This window comes from Streptomyces sp. NPDC030820, assembly GCF_055572075.1.
Map to the genome: position 1 here is coordinate 48,776 of NZ_JBVIEB010000017.1, position 21,539 is coordinate 70,314.

Annotated in this window: 11 protein-coding genes; 4 read left to right on the forward strand and 7 right to left on the reverse strand. The window is 72.5% G+C overall.

Features of this window, described 5'->3' with window-relative positions; all coding sequences use genetic code 11:
- Positions 1-81 precede the first annotated feature (81 nt).
- The 6 genes from ACZ418_RS35815 to ACZ418_RS35840 form a co-directional block, all read right to left on the reverse strand.
- Positions 82-1,215 carry a hypothetical protein gene (locus tag ACZ418_RS35815; protein ID WP_468371346.1) on the reverse strand — a complete coding sequence of 378 codons (1,134 nt, stop codon included), beginning with the start codon at positions 1,213-1,215 and terminating at the stop codon, positions 82-84.
- Positions 1,212-2,780, reverse strand: a complete 1,569-nt coding sequence (locus ACZ418_RS35820) for a hypothetical protein (RefSeq protein ID WP_468371347.1) — start codon at positions 2,778-2,780, stop codon at positions 1,212-1,214. Before ACZ418_RS35820 ends, ACZ418_RS35815 begins: the two co-directional genes overlap by 4 nt.
- Positions 2,777-12,409: a DUF6603 domain-containing protein gene (locus ACZ418_RS35825; RefSeq protein ID WP_468371349.1), complete on the reverse strand. Its 9,633-nt coding sequence runs from the start codon at positions 12,407-12,409 to the stop codon at positions 2,777-2,779. Before ACZ418_RS35825 ends, ACZ418_RS35820 begins: the two co-directional genes overlap by 4 nt.
- Positions 12,406-12,897 (reverse strand): hypothetical protein, encoded by a 492-nt coding sequence (locus tag ACZ418_RS35830; RefSeq protein ID WP_468371351.1) that lies wholly within the window; start codon positions 12,895-12,897, stop codon positions 12,406-12,408. Before ACZ418_RS35830 ends, ACZ418_RS35825 begins: the two co-directional genes overlap by 4 nt.
- 3 nt (positions 12,898-12,900) lie before the next feature.
- Positions 12,901-14,982, reverse strand: coding sequence for a hypothetical protein (locus ACZ418_RS35835; RefSeq protein ID WP_468371352.1), 2,082 nt, complete (start codon positions 14,980-14,982; stop codon positions 12,901-12,903).
- A gap of 510 nt (positions 14,983-15,492) precedes the next feature.
- Positions 15,493-17,064, reverse strand: coding sequence for a S53 family peptidase (locus ACZ418_RS35840; RefSeq protein ID WP_468371354.1), 1,572 nt, complete (start codon positions 17,062-17,064; stop codon positions 15,493-15,495).
- A gap of 483 nt (positions 17,065-17,547) precedes the next feature.
- Between ACZ418_RS35840 and ACZ418_RS35845 the strand changes: the two genes are divergently transcribed.
- From ACZ418_RS35845 to ACZ418_RS35860, 4 genes are all read left to right on the forward strand, one after another.
- Positions 17,548-17,835, forward strand: coding sequence for a DUF6192 family protein (locus tag ACZ418_RS35845; protein ID WP_468371355.1), 288 nt, complete (start codon positions 17,548-17,550; stop codon positions 17,833-17,835).
- Between the two features lie 2 nt (positions 17,836-17,837).
- Positions 17,838-18,278: a RacP protein gene (locus ACZ418_RS35850; protein WP_468371357.1), complete on the forward strand. Its 441-nt coding sequence runs from the start codon at positions 17,838-17,840 to the stop codon at positions 18,276-18,278.
- A 31-nt stretch (positions 18,279-18,309) separates the two neighbouring features.
- Positions 18,310-19,218, forward strand: coding sequence for an IS5 family transposase (locus tag ACZ418_RS35855; RefSeq protein ID WP_468371358.1), 909 nt, complete (start codon positions 18,310-18,312; stop codon positions 19,216-19,218).
- Positions 19,219-19,514: 296 nt separating this feature from the next.
- Positions 19,515-20,186, forward strand: a complete 672-nt coding sequence (locus ACZ418_RS35860) for a v-SNARE N-terminal domain-containing protein (RefSeq protein ID WP_468371360.1) — start codon at positions 19,515-19,517, stop codon at positions 20,184-20,186.
- On the opposite strand, the gene ACZ418_RS35865 is transcribed toward ACZ418_RS35860, so the two are convergent.
- Entirely contained in the window at positions 20,183-21,493 is a 1,311-nt protein-coding gene (locus ACZ418_RS35865; protein WP_468371361.1) for a hypothetical protein, read from the reverse strand. The genes ACZ418_RS35860 and ACZ418_RS35865 overlap by 4 nt on opposite strands.
- Positions 21,494-21,539: the final 46 nt, after the last annotated feature.

A 21,539-nucleotide genomic window follows, 5' to 3' on the forward strand; every position in this document is an offset into this window, starting at 1 on the left:
TGAACGGTTCTGGACGCGGCCCGGAGCCAGGTCCTGTCGTCGCGCTCCCGTCTGTGGCAGGCGGGAGCGCGACGACAGGACCTAATGGACCTGGGCGAAGCGCTGGCGGAACGGCGGGCGCAGCAACTGCAGGGCCAGGGCGGCGGATCCGCCCTGGGGCGCCGCGTCCGGATGCGCGTCTGCGGCGCCCGCCAGGTTGTCGACCAGATGCGCCACGTCCACGACTCCCAGGTCCGCCGAACCGCTCCGCATCGGCACGTCGGCGGTCACCACTCCCTGGCCACCCGGGCCGGGGATCTCGCGGCCGTCGGGCCCCACCACGCTGACGTGCCCGCCGGGGTCGATGCCGAGCTGGATGCCGTGGTGCGGCTCCTCCAGCCAGACGAGCGCGGGCGGCGCCGCGAACAGGACGAGCAGCACCGAGGGCGAGAGCTGTTCCATGCGCAGCACCGGCACCACCTGGTCGGCAGGCACGTTCGAGGGGTCGGTCTGGTCGGGGAGGTCCGCGCGGGTGAACGCCCGCACCGACAGCCCGGGCCAGCCCGACACGAGGGCGCTGCGCAGAAGGAAGCCGCACCGGGGCGGCACGGCAGCGTCCGGCGCGCCGTCGGCGAGGGCGTCCGCGCCGGAGCCGTGTGCGGCGGCGGCGTTCCGACTCGGGGCATCGCTCGCCAGGGCCTCGGCGTCTGCCTCGGAGGAGCCGTTGCCCGGGGACTTCATGGCGGGGACATGGCCGAGCGCCTCGCGGACGGCGGCCGCCAGATCCCCGCGGTCCAGGGTGCGCCGGCGCACCTGGGCGGCCAACGGCACCGCGGACCGTACGGCCTGGTGCAGCCGCGGCATCAGGACGCTGACTCGCACGGTGTCGCGGCTCCCGGAGGCGCCAACCGCGAGCACCCCCTCGGCGGCGGCGTCGAGCCATGCCTCGTCGACGAGAAAGTAGCGTATCGATTCCGGGGGCAGCAGTTGCTCGTCGGGGACGAGGTAGCCGAATGGCAGCCCGTGCAGCAGACGCAACTGGACGAGGAAGTCGGCGACGTGCACCGGCAGGGGCGGGTCGGGCGGCACGTCGGCGGCATGCGGGGCCCCGGTCGGCGGGGCGCCCCGCTTCGCGGTTGTCGGGACCGCCCGTTCCACGGGATTCGCCGGATTATCCGGGGGAAGCAGGGCCTTCAGCAGGTCGGCGCCGTGCTGGGCCAGCAGGGGTCCGCTCATGACGTCTCCTCCTCGACGACGGCAGCCCGGCGTCCGGTCGCCAGCCGGGCAAGGCGTGCCCCGAGGTCCGCGTCGTCCGGCGCGGTCGCCCCGGCCGCCTCCGGCCCGGCCGTGCCGCGCGTGCGCTCCGGCTGCGCCGTGGGCCTCGCGTCCTCCTCGGGGACGCCACTGTCGCGCGCCCCCGTCACGTCCGCGCCGTCCGCGTCCCGGGGCGCAGTCCCGCTGGTCGACGCCGCGCCGGATCCGTCATGCGCAAAGCCCGCACCTGGTGCGGCACCGACGGCCGGCACGGACACGGCCATGGCTCGGGGACGCGCCGGAGCGGGCGGGTTCAGGCGCTCGAGCAGCACCTCGACCGTGCTCAGCGCGATCCGCGCATGCGCAGGCGGCGCGGCCGCGGCGGAGCCCTCCGGGATGGCCGGGGATTCGGGCGCCACCAAGGGACACGCGCCGCGCGCCGATGCCAGGGCCTCACGCACCGGGGCGTGCTGGATCTCCTGCGTACGGCTCAGCGCTGCCGACCGGTGCCACTCCACGAGCTCCCGGGTGACCGTGGGGTCCGCGGCCCCCAGCAGCCGCCCCAGGTCGCGGGCAGCCGCGTACGAGATGTCGCCCGCCTCCTCCGGCACCGCGCCTGCCACGGGGGCGAGCGGTCCGCGGTAGGTGACCTGGCGCGACTGCCCTGCCCGGTCGGTGCGTTGCAGGGTGACGCGGCCCGAGGCGTCGGCCTGGGGCTCGCCGCCCAGCAGGCCCGTGTCGAGCTCGCGGGCGAGGGTGGCGAAGTCGCCGCCGACGTCTGTGGTGAAGGCCCAGGAATACAGGCACAGCAGTCCGGGGAAGGGGGTGCCGTGACCGTAGATGTCGGCTCGGTGCTCGAGTGACACCAGGCAGGCCAGGTAACGCACCGGCCCGCCGGCATCGGGGCGCGGCAGCCGATTGGCCACGACCACCGCGAGCCATCCGTCGTCGTCGGCCATGTCCAGGGTGCTGTCGGCGGTGTTGACCCGGCGTACGTGGGCGAGCAGCCGCGCCTCACGTGCCGTGGGCAGGATGCGCCGCAGCAGCTCGGGGTCGTGGACGCGGATGGCGTCGACGGTCGCGCCCACCGCGGCCCCGTCGGCCGCGAACGCCTCGGCCGCCTCCTCCCCCACGGCCTCGGCGAGCCGCACGCCGCTTTCCAGGACGGCCTCGTCCGCGCGGAAGACCGCCAGCGCCAGCCAGGGCGCGCGCTGTGGGTCGTCCTCCGGAGGCTGGGCGAAGGGTTCGTCGAGTCCGGGCAGGATGGCGCGCTCCCACGGCAGGGTGCGCCGGGACAGCACGATGTGCGGCAGTTCGTCGGCGAAGTGTCCGGTCGCGTCGCGCGGCGGGTGGGTGGCGAGGACTTCGGTGGCCGACAGGGCGACGGCGCTGCCGCCGACCTCGAAGAAGTCGTGGTGTGTCAGAGGGCCGCCGCCGGGGGCCCCCTGGAAGGACACCGTGGTGGTGATCCGGTGCACTCCGCCCTGCACGACGGGGGCCACCTGGTCGTGGAGCTGCATCGAGCCGGGCGGGGGGATGTCGCTCATGTTTCCTCCGGTGCTCGGGGCCGCGTGGGTGCCGTGAGGACGTACGCCGCCCTGTCGCAGGTCGGCAGAGGGCCTGCGGCGATCAGGGGGGCGTACGGGTCGGCGGCCAGCCGCTCGGTCCAGGCACGGACCGTTCCCGCGGCCGCGGCCACGCCTGCCACCTGCCAGGCGTGCGCCGACGCCACGGAGACGGCCAGGTGACCGCCGTGCGGGCGGCGGACGACTGGGTGGACGCGGGCCAGCCGGCCGTCCATGGCCACGTCGGTGGGTGCGCCGAGGGCGCCTTCTCGCACGGACACCACGAGGTCGTCGGGGCCCGCGTGGTCCCTGCGGTCCACCAGCACGATCACGACGTCCACGCTCGCGGGCAACAGGGTCTCGACGCCGGGCAGGCCGGCCAGCAACCGGTGCGCTGTCACCTGCCGCTCGACGGGGGCGGGCGCGGCCGGCGGTACCGGCCGGGGCAGCAGGACGGTGCAGCCCCGGCCGAGCGCGGTCGCCTCGCCGACCTGCGTGAGCGTGGACGTCTCGGACCAGCCCGCCACGGGCCGGACGCCCGGCGGGGCAGCTGCCAGGGCTGCCGCCCCCGGTGCGGCACCGCGCTCCGGGACGGGGAGGACGCCCAGGCCGCCGAGCACGATCCGGTGGGTTCCCCGGGGGGTGTCGAAGGCGAGGTCGCCTGCTGCGGCCTCGCGGTCGTCGAGGACGGCGCCCGTGGCCGACAGGCACACCACACGGATCGCGTCCTCGCCGGTGCCGTCGACCCGGGCCGGGCCGGTCCACACGTGGAACTCACCGGGTGCCAGGGTGACGGGTTGCCGGGCGCCCGTGGCGGACGGGGCGGTATGCAGCGCGGTGTGGTGGCGGGTGCCGGTGGCGTGCCCGCGCACCGCGGCCGCGCTGGGACCCGTGGCGGCGCGGCCGCTGCCGGGCAGCCGCACCAGCCGTGCTCCGGGTACAGGGACGGGGCCCGGAAGGGGGATGCGGGGCAGGCCGGGCTTCGTCACGCGGGTGGCTGCGGCGAACTCCGGCCCGGGCCGTGCGGGCAGGGCCGCGGGGACGACGGCGTGCAGCCGGGGCCTCTCGGTGGGCGTGGTGTCGCCTGCTGCGGAGGCGGGCGCGCGCGGTGCCGTGCGAGACGCCGTGACCGGCGCCGGGCTCCCGGCGGCCGGCAGGGGCAGGGGCTTGACCAGGTCGGACTCCTCCACCAGCGTCGAAACGGGGATGTCGGTGACCGTACCCAGGGTGCCGGTGGCCTCGGCGGGTGTGACCGGGAAGGTGACGGTGACGCCGCTCTGGGCGCGGACCATGTCCTTGGGCTGGCGGTCGTCGCCGGGCAGGCGCCACACCGCCTGGGGGAACGACCCGGTGTCGACGGAGGCGAGCGCACCGGCGGTGTCCACCGCTACCCATGTGTCCCCGCCGGGACCGGTGTCGGCGAGCCGCTCGACCAGCAGGTCCATCTGGGCCCGGACGACACCGGCCTGCGGCCCGACCGGTGCCACGGCGTATGCCGTGCCGTCGAAGGGCCCTGCCGGCCGGCCCGAGACGGTGACGACGGCCAGCGGCGCCTTCGCGGAAGCGCCGACCGCGAACTCGGGCAGCACCAGCCAGGGGTCGGTCCTGCTGCCGTCGGGCCGCGGGCCTGTGCTGGGCGAGGTGCCGCCGGCCGGGGCGAGCTGCCCGGAGGCCACGGTGGTGATGCTGGTGCCGGCACCTCGCTCTGGGGCCTCTCCGCTCGTCAGGTACTTGACGGCGAAGTCACCCCAGCTCAGGAAGTTGGGCGCCACCGGTTGCTCACCGAAGGCGACGGACACCGTGGCGATGGCGAGGTCGACCGTGACCCGGCCGTGCAACGGAGGGCCCTCGAGGAGCAGCGCGGCGCCGAGCGAGATGCTGATGCTGATGGTGATCGAGCAGAACAGCAGGTCGATGGTGATCTGGAAGGTGACGCCTATGGACACGCCGATGTCGAGTGCGTAGTGGGGCGGGTCCCAGGCCAGCAGCGCGTCCAGCCAGGCCATGAACCACAGCCGGATCGGCCCGAGTTCGTAGGCCGCCTCCAGTCGGCCGCCGAAAGCCAGCGCGCTGGAGGTGAGCGCGAAGTAGGTTTCGCCCTTGACGACGATGCCGCCGCCGACCGACCAGTGGAAGCCCACGGGCGGCACCACCGGGTACGGGTGCGGATCGCCCGGTGCCGGCCGCCACAGGGGGCCGAAGCCGCCGATGGTCAGCACGACCTGGGGGCGTTCGCCGAACCAGGCATAGAACGCGAAGCCCCCGGTGAGCTGGCAGTCGCGGGAGATCAGCCAGGAGTTGTTGGTCAGCTGTGCCCGGATGGCGAGGAGCTGCTCGCTGCTGGAGTAGCGGGCGGCGAGCGCGAGTTCGACGTTGACCAGGGCGGTGTCCGGGGCCGGCAGCGCCATCGTCATCAAGCCGATGAGGCCGATCTCGAACCCGCGGTCCAGGGCCGCGTAGGCCAGGGCCTCGGTGTGCAGCAGCTCGAAGGTGGTGAACTTGACGCCGGCCGCGATCCAGTAGCTGCCGCGCCGGGCGGGCATCGCCGCGGACATGGCGTGCAGGGTGCTCATCGGGTCGTTGCCGACGCCGTCCCGCAGTGCGGCCATGAGCGGGAAGGAGGCGATCTGCGCCGGGTCGGCGGGCACCACGAGCTGCCGGTTGTAGCCGGCGCCGCCGGCCAGCCCGGTGACGAACAGGTACGGCGGGCCGCCCAGCGGCGTGTCGATGACGACGAAGGCGAACAGCGAGGTGAACGGGTCGCGGCCGGGCTCCATGGGCCTGGAGTAGGCGCCGAGCGCGGTCAGGCCGAACGCCGTCACGTGGACGGTCAGTTCGCCGTCGTACTCGACGGTGCCGTCGGGGCGGACCACCTTCAGCAGCCCGCCGGCGATGGTGACGGGACCGGTGGAGAAGGCCAGGGCGAGCCCCGCGAGGTCCAGTCGCCACTGGTCCAGCGAGGCCGCCTGGCGCAGCGGGATGTCCAGCTCCAGGCCCTGGGCCTGGACGGTGAGTCCCGCGATGGACACGCCGCCGTCGATGAGGGCGCCGACGGCGTCGCCCCCCGGCAACGTGGTGTGCCGCAGTCCGAGGCGGTCGATGTGGAGCGGGCCGTACGTCTTGTGGATGTCGATCATGATTGGTTGTTCGGCGGCCCTGCCCTGGATCAGGACCTGGAGGGCGCCGCTGCCGTCGGTGGCGACGAGCAGGTCCACCGGCGGGTTCACGGGCTGGGTGTCGCCGTCGTCGCCCTTGAGCAGGGACGCGGCGACGGGGTTGGGGGGATCGGCCGGGCCGGCGATGGGCAGTCCGATCTGCTCGATGTCCACGCCGCCGTGTAGTTCGGCCACCGCCGGCCGGTCTGCGGTGAGGTCCAGCACGGCCTGGACGTAGCCGCTGACGGCGCCGATGCGCAGTGCGCCGCCGGCCACGAGGGGCCCGCCTGATTTGCCCAGCCGTGCGCCGATGCCGCCGAGCCGCACGCCGGGAGCGACGCTCGGGCCGGCACCGTCCAGGCGCAGCAGCAGGACGCCGACCCCCGGGTTCGTCCACGAGGGCAGCAGAGCCCTGCCGAGGTCGAGGGTCAGGGTGAGGTCGCCGACCGGCACGTCCACCGTGCCCGCGAGCAGCAGGCCGATCCGGTCGCCGTCGGTCAGCACGCCCAGCTCCACGGCGGCGGCGACGGGGATGCGGGCCTGTCCGAGGGTGGTGAGCAGGCCATGGGCGATGTCCAGCGGAGACGGCATGACGGTCTTCGGCCGGGGGCGTCCGTCCGGGCCGTCGGTGACGAGGCCGGCACCGCGCAGGAGCTCGTGGGGTGTGGGGCCGCCGTTCCACAGGTGGAAGGCGTCCAGGGCCGTTCCGGCCGCGTCGAGGACCAGGGCCGCGGCCGTGGGCACGGTCCAGGCGATGACCAGTCCGCCGAGCGCGGCGGGGTCGGGCGTGATGCCGGGCGCGGGGGCCAGTTCGACCGTGAGGGGCTCGTCCTTGCCGAGCGGCTGGAGCCGTACGGTCAGGGGCGGCCCGCCCGCCGTGAGCGTGGGTACGAAGGGGAAGCCGAGCGTGTCCCCCAGGTCCGCGGTGGCGGTGAGCGCGACGGTGAGGGCGTCGGCCGCCGTGTCCCGGGCGACGGCCAGGTCGGCGGTGAGCGCGCCCAGCCGGGCTCCGGCGAGTTCCAGGGCGAGGGAGGGCGTGACTCCGGTGGCGGGCAGGGTGGCGCCGAGGCGCAGCCGTCCGCCGGTCGGCAGGGGGTCCAGGGTGACGGCGACGCCGCCGTCTTCCGCGGTGACGGTGGCGGGGCCCGCGGCGGGCAGGACCGTCTGGAGGAGGTCCCGGACGGCGGTCGCCAGGGCGGGCGGGGCGTGCAGTGTGCCGCTCTGTGCCGTGTTCTGCAGCGTGGCCAGGGCGTCGCTGGAGAAGTGGTGCGTGGCCGGGTCGTAGAGGCCCAGGTCGTCGGCGACGTCGAGGACTGCCGTGACGAGGGGGGTGGCCGGTGGGGTGGCGGTGAGCCGGGCGGTGAGGGCGTCCAGGACGCCGGGCAGCAGTGCCTGCACGCCGCCGCCGATGAGGTCCCACAGTCCGGCGAAGTGCGGCAGCAGCTCGATGGGGGTGCTGTCGCCGAAGCCGGCCGACAGCCGCATCGCGCCGTCCGCGGCGATGCCGACGGTGATGCCCAGCGCAGGACGGTCGGAGGCGAGCGGGACGGTGAGGGTGAGGGCGCCGCCGGGGCGCACGGTGCGTGTGGCGCCGGTGACGTCGAGGGTGAGTTCGCCGCCGAGGGTGGGCCCGGCGGCGCCTTCGAGGAAGAGTCCGGCGGCCTGCAGGGCGAGGACGAGTCCGCCGCCCGGTGCGTCGGTGGCGGACAGGAGCAGGCCGTCGGCGATCGGCACCGCGCCGTCCGGCTCGACGGGCAGGGACAGCGCCCGCGCGACCGCTGCGAGCAGCCGGGCTGTGGCAGCCGCGGACAGGGTGCCGTCGCCGGTGCCGAGCCGTCCGGCGGCCGCCAGCCACTCCCCCGGGTTGGTCAGCAGCCCGGCGGGCGAGGTGAGGGGCAGCCGCCCGCCCAGGGCGTCCGCGAGGGCCGTGGACACGGCGGCGGCCACGCCGGTGCGGCGCAGGGCGGTCAGCAGCGCGTCCTTCGTCGCATCCGGATCACCGGCAGGCAGCAGCCGGACGGGGTCGAGCACGCCCGGGGCTCGTACGTCGAGCGTTCCGGCCGGTCCGTGGCAGGCGACCTCGACGCCGGCAGCCCGCACGACCGCCTCGACCCGGCCCTCCCCGGTGCCGAGGGCGTAGGCGGTGGACAGGCTCAGTGCTCCAGCGCCGTCGAGGGGCAGCCCGTCGCCGGTGGTGCGCAGGGCGACCGTCCACGGTGTGGCGGTGACGGCGACCTCGGCCGGCAGGCTACCGAGGCGTCGGCGCCAGGTCCGTGGGGCGCCGGCGGTGGGTGGGTCGGCCGTGAGCCCCAGGACGGCCGGGTCGGTGCTCAGCAGGGCGGTCAGCCGGGGCGCGAGGAAGGAGGCGGGGTCGAAGCGCAGGGCGGCGACGGCGTCCGCGCGGACCGCGTGCTGCGCGCTCGCGCGGTCGTAGCCGATGATCTCCAGGCCGGCCAGCAGCCGCAGTAGCGCGTCCGCCTGGGCGCCTGGTGTGGCCTGATCGGCGAGGCGGTCGACGAGCGCCGCCAGCGCCGGCTCCGCGCGGGGGTCGTCCAGGCCGAGGGAGGGCAGGCCGTCGCCACGCACGGCGGCGTCGAGGAGACGGACGTCGAAGTCGGTGGCCTCCGGGCTGCTGTCCAGCAGCAGCGTCGCCGCACGGATGCGGACGTCCAGCGGTGTGCCGTCGCCGGGACCGCCGACCAGCCAGCCGTGCGGCCGGCGCAGTGTGGCCCGGACGGCGAGGCGGCGCGGCGGGTGCGACGGGTCGGCGGCGCCGGGCTGCAGGGGGACGCGGCCGAGGTCGATCCGGGCGTGGAGCTCCGCCTCCACCCCGGCCGGATCCGGTGTGCCCTGGGCCAGGTCCAGGCGGCCGCGCAGCCCCCAGCCCAGGTGGGTGGGGTCCTGCGGGGCGGCGGCCGGGGCCCGGGCCGTGTCGGCGAGGGCCTGGGCGACGGCGGTGAGCACGGGTGTGCCGAGTCGTCCGGCCACGGCCAGCGCGGGTACTCCGTGCAGATCCAGGTCGGAGGGCAGGGAGCGGCCGAAGGCCTGGGCCGGGTACGGCGCCGGGGCCGTACCGCGGTAGCCGTCGAGCGCGGTGGCGAGATGGCCGAGTGCGGCGTCGACGTCCGGTGCCTGGCCGAGGCCGTCGGGCAGCAGGGTGCGCACCGCACGGACACCGTCGGCGGCGGGGCTCAGCAGGTCTGCCTCCGGGATGGGGGCGAAGGGGGTGCCGAGGGTGGCCACGGCGCGGCAGCGCTCGGGGTGGGCGGCGCAGTAGGCCAGGGCGGTGAGCCCTTCGACCGAGTGCGCGACGAGCGCGACGGCGGGCGCTGCGGTGACGGTCAGGACGCGGGTGACGACACGGTCGAGCCGGGCGACGAGGGTGTCCAGCACGGGGGCGCCGTCGTCCGCCAGATCGACCAGGTAGTGGCTGCCCGCGGTCACGCCGCCCAGGTCTCGGGTGTCGGGACTGGCGCCGGGCACGCTCAGAGAGACGGGCACCTGGCGGTCGGCCGGGACACCGGTCAGCAGCTGCGACCAGACGTCCTGGGGAGCGAAGGACGGGGCGAGGAGCAGTACGGGCACGTCGCCCGGGGCGTGAGCGGTCAGGTGCGCGGTCACGGCGGCTGCCGCGTCCGGGTGCTTGGGCAGCAGGTGATGGGCGGCCCGTACGGCGTCCGTCACGGCCGTGCCCGGCGGGACCAGGTCGTCTATGGCGGCGGGTACCAGCCCGTCGGTGTCCTCGAGGCGGCCGGCGAGGGAGCTCAGCGCGCCGGTGAGGTCGTCGGGATCGAGACCGGTGAGCGTTTCCCGTACGGGGACGAGGTGGGCGGCGAGCCCCTGGATGGCTCCGGTGAGGGCCTCGGCGGCCTGGGCTCCGCCGGGGAGGTCGTCCAGGGCGGCCAGGGCCGCTTCGCGCCAGGAGGCGGGTGGTCCGGGTTCGAGCCAGACGAGCAGGTCGGCGGGCTGATCGAGCAATGGCGTGGCGGCGTCGGTGAGCGGTACGGACCAGGGGGTGTCGTAGGTGCCGGTGCCGCCGACCTGTGGCCCCATGGGAAGCGGTGGCGCGTCCGGCGTGGTGGACAGGGTGCCGGCGAGCGTGTCGCGCAGCAGGTCGAGGGCGGTCGGCAGGGGCACCCGTCCGGCGTCGTCGGGCGGGGCCACGGCAAGGGCGGCCAGCCAGGCGCGCAGGGCGCCGATGGGGTTGCTCAGCAGCGAGCCGAGGTCTCCGGCGGTGGGCAGGTTCAGGACCGGCCAGGTGCCGGGGAGGCCGTAGCCGCGGCCGGTCAGGCCGGTCAGGCGTGCGACGGCGGAAGCGGCGGGCCCGCCCCAGGCGTCGGCGGCACGGGTGAGCAGGGCGCGTACGGCGCTCCACCATGCGTCGGCGGCGTCGGGTGGGGTGGGTCCGTCGGGGAAGGGCAGGGTGCCCAGGTCCACCGGCGTACCGTCGACGGTCACGGTCACGCCGGTGATCCGGCCGGCGACGTGCAGGGGCGCCCCGGCCCGCCAGGTCGCGACGAGGGTCAGGGTGTCGGCGGTGACGTCGGCGTCCGGCGGCTGCGGCAGGAGCAGTTCGGTGGCGCAGCGTACGGCGCCCAGGAAGCCGGTGGAGGCCGGGCCGTTGGCCGGCAGACGGAAGACGGCGAGGTCGATCCGCACATCGAGGGACCAGGTGGGCCGGGCCGGCCCCGGCGGTGCGCCGAGGGCCAGTGCGAGGTGGAGCTCGTGGTCCGCGCCGCCGGGTACGTCCCAGGCCACGAACGCGATGGTCAGTTCGGTGTCCTTGACCACCGGTAGACCGGTGAGGGCCACCCGCCAGGGTTCGTCCGCCGTTCCGGAGCCGGTCACCTGGACGGGTCCGGCGTCGCCGGTGGCGCCGAGCAGGGTCGCCAGGGCGCGGACCATGTCGGGGTAGCGGCCGTCGTCCAGGGCCGCGCGGTGGGCGGTGCGCACGGCGCCCACCGGGTCGTTGGCGAAGGCGCCGAGCAGGTCGTCGGGCAGGGGCGTGCCGGTGAGGCCGAGCAATGTCATGACGGCGTCGGCGAACGGGCCGTCGCCGACCTTCTCGGTGAGGAAGGTGTGGACGGTGTCCCGGGCGACGGCGGCCAGGGTCCGGGCCTGCGTGAGATCGAGCAGCGGGAAGTCGGTGGGCGTCTGCACGAGATGGGGCAGCGTCAGATGGACGTCGTCGAGTTCGACGACGGGCTGGACGCGGATTCCGTCGTAGCGCAGGCCGGCACGGGCCTTGCCGACGCGCAGTTCCTGGTCGTCGCCGGTGCGCGGCCACAGCGGACCGGTGGACTCCACGACGATCTCGGCCGTGCCGAGCACCCGGGCGGGCGATGTGCCGGCCAGCGGGACGACGAGGAGTTCGGCGCGGGCGGCGATGACCGCCAAGGGGCCGGGCAGTGTGACGGCGAGGGCGGCGTGCAGCTCGGCTTCGGTGGTCCGGGCGGGCGTCTCCAGCCACACCTCCGCGGCGACGCCGAGGCCGGCGGGTGAGGCCGTCGGGTCCACGAGCCGGAGGACCACGGGGTGGTCGCGGTCGGGCGGCGTCGCGGCGGGAGTCACCGTGGCGCCGCCGAGGAGCTGGGCGACGGAGTCGAGCCAGGTGCCGAGGCCGTTCGTGCCGCTCGGGGTGGTGGTGGCGGCCAGTCCGGCGAGCCAGCGGCGGAAGGCGGCCGGATCGCCGGCGAGGTCGGAGAAGGGCAGCGGCGTCAGGCCGTCGGCGAGCCCCAGGACGCCGGGAAGCCACGCGACGAGGCGGGCCACGGCGTCGTCCGGTCCCGGCCCGATCAGGGCGAGCGCGGCCTGCAGCAGCGCCACGACGGCTCGGGCGGCGCTCTCGGCGAGCTGCCCCGTGTCGAGCACGAGGTCGCCGGGCTGCCCGCTACCGACGTCGAGACCGGCGAGGGTGACGGCGAACCGGCTGTTCTCGGGCGCGTCGGCCACGATCAGCGCCGCCAGGTCGATGCGGTCGAGGCCGATCGGCTTGTCGGGGCGCTGCCAGCCGACGGGCAGTCCCGCCCCCACGGCCACGGGATGCCCGGGGGTGCCGAGCACCACGTCGACCCCGCTTTCGGCGCGGACGAGCGGCACCTCCACCTCGACCGTCGCCTGTGTGCCCTCGTGCCGGGCGGTGGCGTGCAGCCCGAGGACGACGGTGGGCGATCCGGCCGGTCCGGAGCGGGTGACGGACAGGGAGATGGTGCCGTGCGATCCGGTGACGAGGGGATGGCGGGTCATGCCAGGCGGAAGGCCTGCCTCGGGACGGGGCTCGAGCAGCGTGTCGAGGGCGGTCAGCAGCGCGGCCCGCTGGTCGGGGTCGCTGAGCAGCGTCCGCAGACGAGCGAGCGGGTCGGCGAAGAAGCCCTCGTCCAGTTGCCCGGAGCGCACCAGGCCGATCGCCCCCGCGACGGCCAGGACTTCGCGGTCGAGCCCGCTGACGGTGATCACGAGGGGTCCTGGGGCGGTGCGGAGGTGCTGCGGGCGACGTGCATGCCGTCGGAGGGGCCGTCATGGAGCACGGCGTCATGGAGCAGGGTGAGACCGTCGGCGGTGACGGCCAGCCCGGTGACGGGTTCGGCCGTGAGCCTCAGGACGGCCGACCAGACCGCGTCCTGTACGGCGGTGCCCCACCGGCCGACGAGGAGCGGTGTTCCGGTGGGGAGTTCCTCGGTTGCGGCGACCAGGGCCGGCCGCTCGGCGTGGCCGGCGAGTGCGAGCAGGACGACCACGTCGCCCCGGCCGGTCTCGTCGCACTCCAGCGGCACGGTGACGACGAGCGCCCCGTCCCGGAGCGACACCTGCGTGTCGGCGGCGTGGACCACGACCTCGTCGCCGGTGTCGGACCAGACGGCCTCGGGGTGACCGCCCGCGATCAGCCTGCGCAGTCCGTCGGTCAGTTCGGCCCCGTCGAGGGCGGTGGTGCGGGGTGTGTCCATGGGTCACCATCCGTGGAAGGAGCCGGGCGTGGCATCGAGGTTCCTCTTCTCGATGCGCCCGATGCGCGGGTCGTGGTCCCAGTAGTGGGTCACGGTCGGATAGGCCAGCTCGAAGGCGCGGCACCATTCCGGGGTGAGCTCCCCCTGCGCGTCGTGTGCGGGGGTGACCTTGGCCTTGGTGACCTTGTCGATCGCCGCGCTCACGAATCCGGGCATGTCGCCGGGAGCGTTGATGTGCTCGTCGAGCAGGAGGGCCGCGCCCTTCACGGAGGTGAAGAGCTGGTCGATGGTGTGGGTCCGTTTCTCGACCTTGAAGGCGACGGTGCGTGTCTCGGCCTTGATGCGGTCGAAGCGCCGGGCGGCGGTCCGGTACTGGGCCAGGCGGATGGCGAGCGAGCAGCGCCCGGCGGCACGGCCGCGTCCGGCCCAGGGGGTGTGCGCCGTCGGGTCGGCGGGGTCGAGGAACTGGACGTCGGTGGCCGAGGTGCGGTAGCCGCCGAAGAACCTGAGCCGGTGATCGCTGTCCTCCTGCGGCATCGGGGAGGGAGCCGCGCCGGGGACGGCCTCCGCGGCGGTGGCGGAGAGCGTCGCCCCGGTGTCGGCGGCGTGGGTGCGGGTGACGACGAGGCCGTACAGGCCGAAGTGGGCGTCGTAGTCGTCCGGGTACTCCTGGGCGAGGTCGTACAGCAGGACGGTGAGTTCGTTGTCGACGTGCATCGTCCACTGCTGGATACCGAAGGAGAGCAGGCCCCTGTCGCGCAGCCGGGACGCGTCGAGGTACCCCTCGTTGTCAGCGATGGCCACGACCACCTCGAGCCGGGCCCGGGTGGTGTCGTCGGCGGTGTCGAAGAGCTCGCCGTGGTGGTCGGCGAGGAACGCGTCGGCCTTCAGGGACGGGGTGCGGGGGTGCTTCAGCGCGGGCGTGCCGACGTAGTCGGGGCCGGTCCAGTTCGTTCCCTTGATCGGCTCCGTGACCCAGCGGCCCAGCGCGTAGTCGCGTCCCAGCACCAGTTCGTGCCGGCCGCCGACGGGTTCGCCGTTGTCGTCGCGGGCCGGGTGTGCCTGTGTGGGGCGCACCTTCCAGGCTGCGGCGACCGGCAGCTCGCGCGGTACGACGGCCGGTGACTGCAGGGTGAGGTCGACCGGTCCGCTGCTGCTGAGGCCGAACGCCTTGTTGAGTGTCGTGGCGGAGGCGCCCGCGGCCGTACGGCGCGCCTCGTCGAGCGTGCCGTCGGCGGCCGTGGCGGCGAGCCGCCGGTACAGCGCCCGCAGGACGACGGCACCGGGCGTCGTCGTGGCCAGCATGGCCAGTTCGTCCGAGGAAAAGGCGGAGGACACCAACATCGTGGCGAGGTCGGCCCGTTCGGCGGCCGGGGCCTGGTCGGCCAGGGCGAGGAAGGCGAGCGCGCGGTAGACCTCGGCGGACGGGTTGGTGAGCCACCGGGTCCGCAGGGTGGCAGCGGCATCCGTGAGGGCGGCGCCCGCCGAAAGCAGGGACCGCGCCCACTCCGCGTCCTGCTCCGGTACGGGCACGCGCAGGGGCCGTACCGTCCAGTCGAGAAGGGCGTCCCAGGCCCCGTCGTACTGCTGGGAGAGCTGTCCCCACAGAGCGAGGTCGGTGACGAGCCGGGGTGTGGGGCCGTCCGTGTCGAGCTCGACGGGCAGGGGTAGACAGCGTCCCACAGCCCAGCTCGCGAAGGCCTCGGCGTCCGCGGGGGTGGCTGCGGCTGACAGCACATGGGCCAAGCCGAGGTCGTCGGCGTGGTAGGCGATCAGGCCACGGGTCACGGTCGTCGCGTCGGGCACGGGGCGGCTGGGAGCGGAGATGGTGCTGAGCAGGACGTGCGCCTGCGCACCGAGCTGCCGGAGGGTCGTGCGCGGTCCGGCAAACAGGCACAGGCGGGGCCTCGGCGCCGCCGTACGGTCGAACGAGCCGTCGGTGGAGCGGACTTGGCCCTCGTCGAGCGAGCCGCCGCCCATCGGCCATTGCAGCACCGACGCCGCCGGGAGGTCCACGGACGCGGGCTGCGGGGGCACGGCGAGCAGTCCGAGAGTCTGCAGGAGATCAGTGAGGAGGGCGGTCATGGGAAGCTCCACCGGTCACAGGCATGCGGTCTCTTCATATGGAGCAAATCACCAGGAATACCGCACCCCTTCACGCTAGGTCTGCTCCACAGGCCCGGCAACCGCGGTCGTCACGACCGCGGGCCGCCGGCCGGCTCCACACTGTGATGCATCGCCAAGCTGCGCGCCAGGCCCGCCAGATGCGTAGATTTCCTGGTATGGCATCCAGGCGTCCCCCGACCAGCCAGGACATCACTGAGCCTCTCGACGGGCTCCGCATACCCTCCGGCTTCAGTGGGACGGACGCCGTACCAGCCGCGCTCGAACCAGCCGAACGCCCGTCACAGCAGCGCATCATCCCTCGACGGACCCGACCGCCATGGCAGTTGGTCCCGCAGTGGGAACGCCGCGGGGATCACCGCCTCGACCGCGGCGTGCACGACGGCCGCACGGGGCGAACGGGCGCGCCGAGGCCAGGGCTCACGGAGCCCGGCCTCGGCACGGTTGCGGTGTCTAAGGCGACGTCGTGTCTCAGACGACGCTGAGCAATTGCGCCCCATCGATCCGGCCGAGGCCGCTGCAGGCGTCCCAGCCCGCGCCGGCGGCATAACCGGGTGCTGGGCTTGCGGAGTTGTCGCCCGTCGTGACGTCGTAGAAGACGTTCGAACCGTTGGCCCCGACGGAGTACAGGTAGGGCGTGATGAAGCCGAGGGGATAGCCGACCTGGCCGATGATGCGGGCGAAGAGACCGGCGTACAGCGGTGCGACGGCGCTGGTGCCGCCGACCACGGTCCAGTCGCCGTGCACGACCACGTCATAGCCGGTGTTGGGGTCGGCATCGCCGGTGATGTCCGGGAGGCCCCGGCCGTAGGTCGTACCGTCGTTGATGTTGGCAGGCAGGCCCGCATCCGTCTGCCAGGACGGCATGGGGAATACCAGGCTGATTCCGCCGCCGGTGGCGTCGCCGAAGCCGTCGTTCCAGACGACCTCGCTCGGCTGTCCCACCGAGTCGGTCTCCAGTGTGGTTCCGCCACAGGCGATCACGAACGGGTCGCTGGCCGGGAAGTCGCAGTGCGCGAGCCGGTCGCTAACACTGTCGTTGCTGCCGTTGTCGCCGGCCGCCGCGAGCACCGAGACGGCTGCCGTGGCGGCATTGGTGAACGCCGCGTCGAGGCCGTTGAGGCCGGCCGCGGTCCAGACCGCGTCCTCGGCCGCTCCCCAGCTGATGGAGAGTACCGACGGATGGTTGTCGGTGTCGAAGACCGCGGTGTTGATCGCGTCGATGAAGCCCTGCTCGGTGTTGGGCGCGAAGTAGACGGCGATGGTGGCGCCTGGGGCCACGGCGCCGGGGATCTGGATGTCGAGCGCTACCTCGGTGTCGGCCCGCGGGTCCGCGCCGTAGTCGTTCGTTGCTCCGTCGACCGAGACGTCGACGACGGTCGGAGTGGGCAGCCCGATTCCCTGGAAGAACGTGTCGCGGTCCTGCTGGTTGTGTCCGCCGCCCAGTTCGATGATGCCGATGCACACGCCACTGCCGTCGGAACCGGAGGGGAAGTCGTACAGCTGGGCGATCTTGTTCGGCTGGAAGCTCGTGGCATCCCTCAGCCGCTGGCGGAGCAGCGGTCGGGCCAGTCGACGGGTAGTCAGGCCGGACACCCGTTCCACCACACCTACCAGGTGACGCGGAACGCTGACGTGGCCTTCCCGACCGCGGTAGGTGCCACCCTCGTGCTCGTACATGTTCAGCTGCGTGCCGAACGCTTCACTCATCTGCGCGGCTGTGCCGGAGAACTGGAGCGTCCGGGGCGGAACAAAACCCACCTTCTTCAGCCCGTACCGCTTGGCGAACTGCTCGACCAGCCTGAGGTCGGCGGGCTCGGCTGCATGCTCGTCGGCCTGAGCGGCGCGGTTCGGACGCTGTCGGTCCCGCGGCCGGGTGGCGCCGAGTTGCGCCAGGTTGGTCAGCGGCGCGCCGGCCTTCCGCCGAACCTGCACGCTCACCATGACCTGCTCGGCTGGATTGACGGGGCCCAGACGTCGGGCGTCGGGGGCCGGCTTGCGTTCGCTGCCCGGAACGGGTACGTGGGGGTCCGTCACAACCATGCTGACACTCCTTTCGTGCCGTGCTTGCCCGCACGTGCATGGGCCATCGCCAGTTCTCGCCTTGACTGGGGTGTCTGTGAAGAAGGCCCCGCGATTCCCGCTCGTGGTGACGGGCATGCGCCCTTCGGCCGGTATCGGCGGCTGCCCCACGCCCTGAACACTGCGGACGGATGATGGAACCGGGAACGATCTGGTGTGTCCCTCTCGGTTTCCTGTTTCACCGTAACGGAGTACACGCTCGCTCGCATGCCAGCTCATGGGACCGCACCTGAGGTGAGCGTCCCGTCAAGGCCAGTATCACCTCCGACACCCCACGGCCCCGGTTGGCCGTCCACCGGCGTGCTGAGTACGCCGGTGGACGGCCGTGCCGCCCAACGTGGCATGCACCTTCTCCGGAGCCCCGGTTGATGCTTCAACCTCACTGTGTGTCCTACGGCGGTGACGGTTGGTTCCAGGTGCTCTCCCACGTCAAGTGCGGCCTCCGTGACCGCCACGACTGCCTGGGCACTGACGGACTGTTGGCCGACCGTCCTGCAACGGGTGTGCGCGATGCGGACGGAGACATCGGTCAGGGCCGGTAGCGCGTTCGTCGCGACGGTCGGCCGGGTCGTCCCGCGCCTGCGGGACCGGCAGTTGTCGGAGGAGGAACGTGCGGTTGTGCACGAGAATGTGGGCAGGGTGAAGGCGACGCTGGAGTGGGTGGAGCAGGCCGTGGACACCGGCCAGGTGGACCTGGACGCCGAGCTTGAGCGGCTGATCAGGGGCCAGTAGCCGTGACCCGCAAAGCCAAGCGCCGCAAGAGCCGACCGCGGCGGAAGGGCGATGCGGCCCGTTCCCACGCCGACCGCATCCGCACGGTGCTCTTCGAGGCCCAGGGCGTCGGCCTGACACTGCCGCAGTTGATGCGGGCCACCGAGCTGACCCATGGCCAAGTCCGCGCCGGGCTGGCAATGCTGCGCGACCAGGCTGCAGAAAAGGGCTGGCCACCGACCGTATGGACACTGGCCGACGGCTACCGCTTCAGCGGCGACCCCGAAGTGCTGCGCAAGTACGGGATCGCCGAGATCCACGAAAAACTCGTCGAGGTACGCCAGCTCATGACCGGCACCATCGCCCCGCACGCGGCCCTGCACCCCACAGACAAGTGGATCGCCTACGTGGTCACCCAGCTCGCCGCCGTCGAATCGACACTCGACCTGCTGGCCGCCGCCTGAAACCCTTCGTGATCGAACTCAAGGTGAAACCGTGCGCCGACGCACCTACCCCTCCGACACCACCGTCGCTGAATGGGCCCTGCTCGAACCCCTGCTGCCCACACCGGCCTGCCGGACCCCGCAGGGCGGCCGGCCGGAGAAGTGGCCGCGCCGCGACATCGTGGACGCCATCCGCCACCTGGTCGACTCGGGCTGCAAATACCGGGCCTTGCCACGTGACTTCCCGCCATGGCGCACGGTCTACGGAATCCTGGCCAAGTGGGGCGCCGCCGGCGTCCTGAACGTCATCCGCGACCAACTGCGCCGGAAGATCCGCCAAGGCATGGGCCGCGCTCCGCACGCCGTCGCGATCGTCATCGACTCCCAGTCCGTGAAGGCCGCGGAGACCGTCGGCCGAAACAGCCGCGGCTACGACGCAGGCAAAAAGATCAACGGGAGGAAGAGACACCTGGTCGTGGATACGAAGGGGTTGCCGCTGCTGGTCATGGTCACCCCGGCGGACGTCCAGGACCGCGACGCCGGACGCGAGGTCCTCTTCCGTCTGCGGCTGATGCACCCCGAACTCACCGCGGTCTGGGCAGATTCGGCCTACGCCGACCAGCTGGTCGACTGGGCGAAGGACTTCCTGCACCTCACCGTCCGCACGGTGTCCCGGCCGAAGGACGCGACCGGGTTCGTCGTCCTTCCCCGGCGTTGGGTTGTGGAGCGGAGCCTGGGATGGATCAGGCACGCGCGTCGGCTGGTCCGCGACTATGAGCGCCTCCCACAGCACAGCGAGGCTCTGATCACCTGGGCGGCGATCACCCTGATGTCTCGCCGTCTGACCCAGCCGACGCGTTCGGCTCTCCAAATCCCCCCGCCGGAGCCGGCTGCGGATCCGCGTCAGGCCGCAGCCTGCGGAACCGTCAGCGATGCTGAGCGTAGTACGCGGTTCCACTGAGGGGTAGATCATTTTCCTATAACCGCATTCAATCCAGTTCCAGAAGACGTGTCCCCGACGGGCTCTGACGATCCAACGGCCGTCACCGCTGCCGTCACCTCATTCCCACCTTTTCACCCCAGCCTCCGAAATGCGGAACCGAGTTCCTCCATTGTAAAAATCACACAACTTCTCTTATGTGACGGGGAAGTTGATGGTTAGATGCTTCGGATCACCCCTCCAGGGGAGACAAGCGCTCCGCTGAGGATTCCTACGGTTGGCGCCTGACGTGAGTAATAGCGCTAGGGAGGGCCCCTATGGGTATACCTGTCGTCTGTCAACCCTTGGCTGAGAGCATCGCGGAAATGGAGCAGGAGCGGAACGACCTCCAAGAGGAGCTTCGTAACGCGCCGACCAGCGAGAAGGCTACGCTGGCAGCACAGATCAAAGCACTGAACCGGCAGATTCTGGCGGCGCGCAATCGTCTTGTCGATTGTCTACGAGACAATCCGCCGCCGCCTCCTCCACCGCCACCCCTCGAAGCGACCTTCACCGGTACCGCCACGATCACCACGACAGACAGTAGAGCACCTGGCCCCTATGGGGCTGGCATCGTACTTGGCTTAGTCCTCAACGGGCAGCGCACCTTCATAGCCATTACCTCCTTCCCGGCGATCGCTACCCCGCCGTTCGATACGCCGATCGGGAAGAACGTGACTACCGTAACGAAGATCGGTGGTGGATCTGGCCTTTACGCAAACGGCAGCATAAAGATCCCCATCACGCTCCACTTCGACCACAGCATCGACCTTCCTCTCTTCGACGAAGATTCCGATCTCCCTCTTGCCCTCAGCACCGACACGCCCGGTTCACCGGTGTCAGCTAATGGAGCTGTCACCCTTGCAGGAAGTGGAATCTTCCAAGGCGGCGTGCTTGGTGGGGCAACAGGCACTGTGACCATCAGCGGAACGATCTCGCCAGTTCCCTAATATGCAGACGGAGGCTCCCCTCCTCGAATTCGCGCTAGCAGTTGGCGGGCCTGGGCGGCGCAGAAGCCGCCCGGTTCGTCCAGCTCTTCCAACTGAGGTACCAGTTCCTCGAGGATCCGTTCGGCGCCGGCTGTCTTTCCTACATCATCGAGAGCCCGCGCAAAGTCACGCCGCGCGGTGAGCATGGTGGGATGGTCGGGCCCATACTTGATCAGAACGTCGGAGAGCAGGTCCGCGTAGGTAGCCGTGATTTCGCGGTAGGAGTGCGTGGCCTTTTCGCGATAGTGTGTGGCCTTGCCCGAGGTGACATCGTTCGAAGTCAAGTCGAAAGCCAAGCGGAGACTGGTGGAACGCCGTTTCATATCCAGACGGTATATCCGCGTGTTGATGGCGGTCTCGTGATCCGGGCCCAAGAGCCGTTCGGGCAGGGTGAGCCTCTTCAACTTGGCACAGTAGGCGGCGCAGTCCACATGTTTCTCGACGAGGTAGGCGGCGGCCCGCGCCAGTGCAACCGGGCGGTACTCCAGATCGGCGCCGAGTTGCATGATGTCGGTGGGATCGTCCTGACGGTTGTGGGCGTTGAGCACGTTGGTCAGGTATGACGCTGCTTCGTCAGGGGTGTAGCCGCCGACGTCGATTCGGAGTTGGCCCGGGCCAAGCGCATTGTCCCAGCGCCGGGCCGTGATGATCGTGGAGCCGTGCGGATTGTGCGGAGGCAACCAACCAACGACGTCGGATGGGAGAGCGACGTCGTCCAGGACCAGGAGCCATCGCCGGTCGGTGGTCTCTGCCCAGAGCAGGAATCGCTCAAGCGCGCGGGTGGGATATGCCGGATCGGCGCCGACTAGCTCTACGCCGGCCTGGCTGTAGAACCTGGCAATCTTCCGCTCAAGGGCAGTGAGCCCGCCCCGCCCCATCTCCCCCGTGAACGTGAGTCTGCCAGCAGACACCCACATCAGGAGGTCCACGCTGCCATCCCGTAATGCAGCGCGGGCGTGGTGAGCGGCCAGCTGCGTCTTGCCCACCCCATCCTTCGCGGCGACTCTCCAGGCAGTGACGTCAGTACTCTCGTAAAAGACAGAGTCCAGCTTCCTCTCGGCCTCCTGTGCCAAGTCCTCCCAGGCCTTGCTGCCAGGGGCATCGGCAAGTACGACGGTCTGGCCTCCGACGGCCGCTGCGGCCAAGTCCTCCGACAACACGCGGGGCTGGAAATGGTCAGCCTGCTGCGGCATCAGGTCCCCGGTGCGGTGAGGCCACGTCACCGGCGGCCGCTGGGTCAGGTGTTGCTCCACCTTGCCGATGTTCATCTGCCCCACCGCGACCCCGTGCTGCTGCGCAACGATCGCCGTGTGT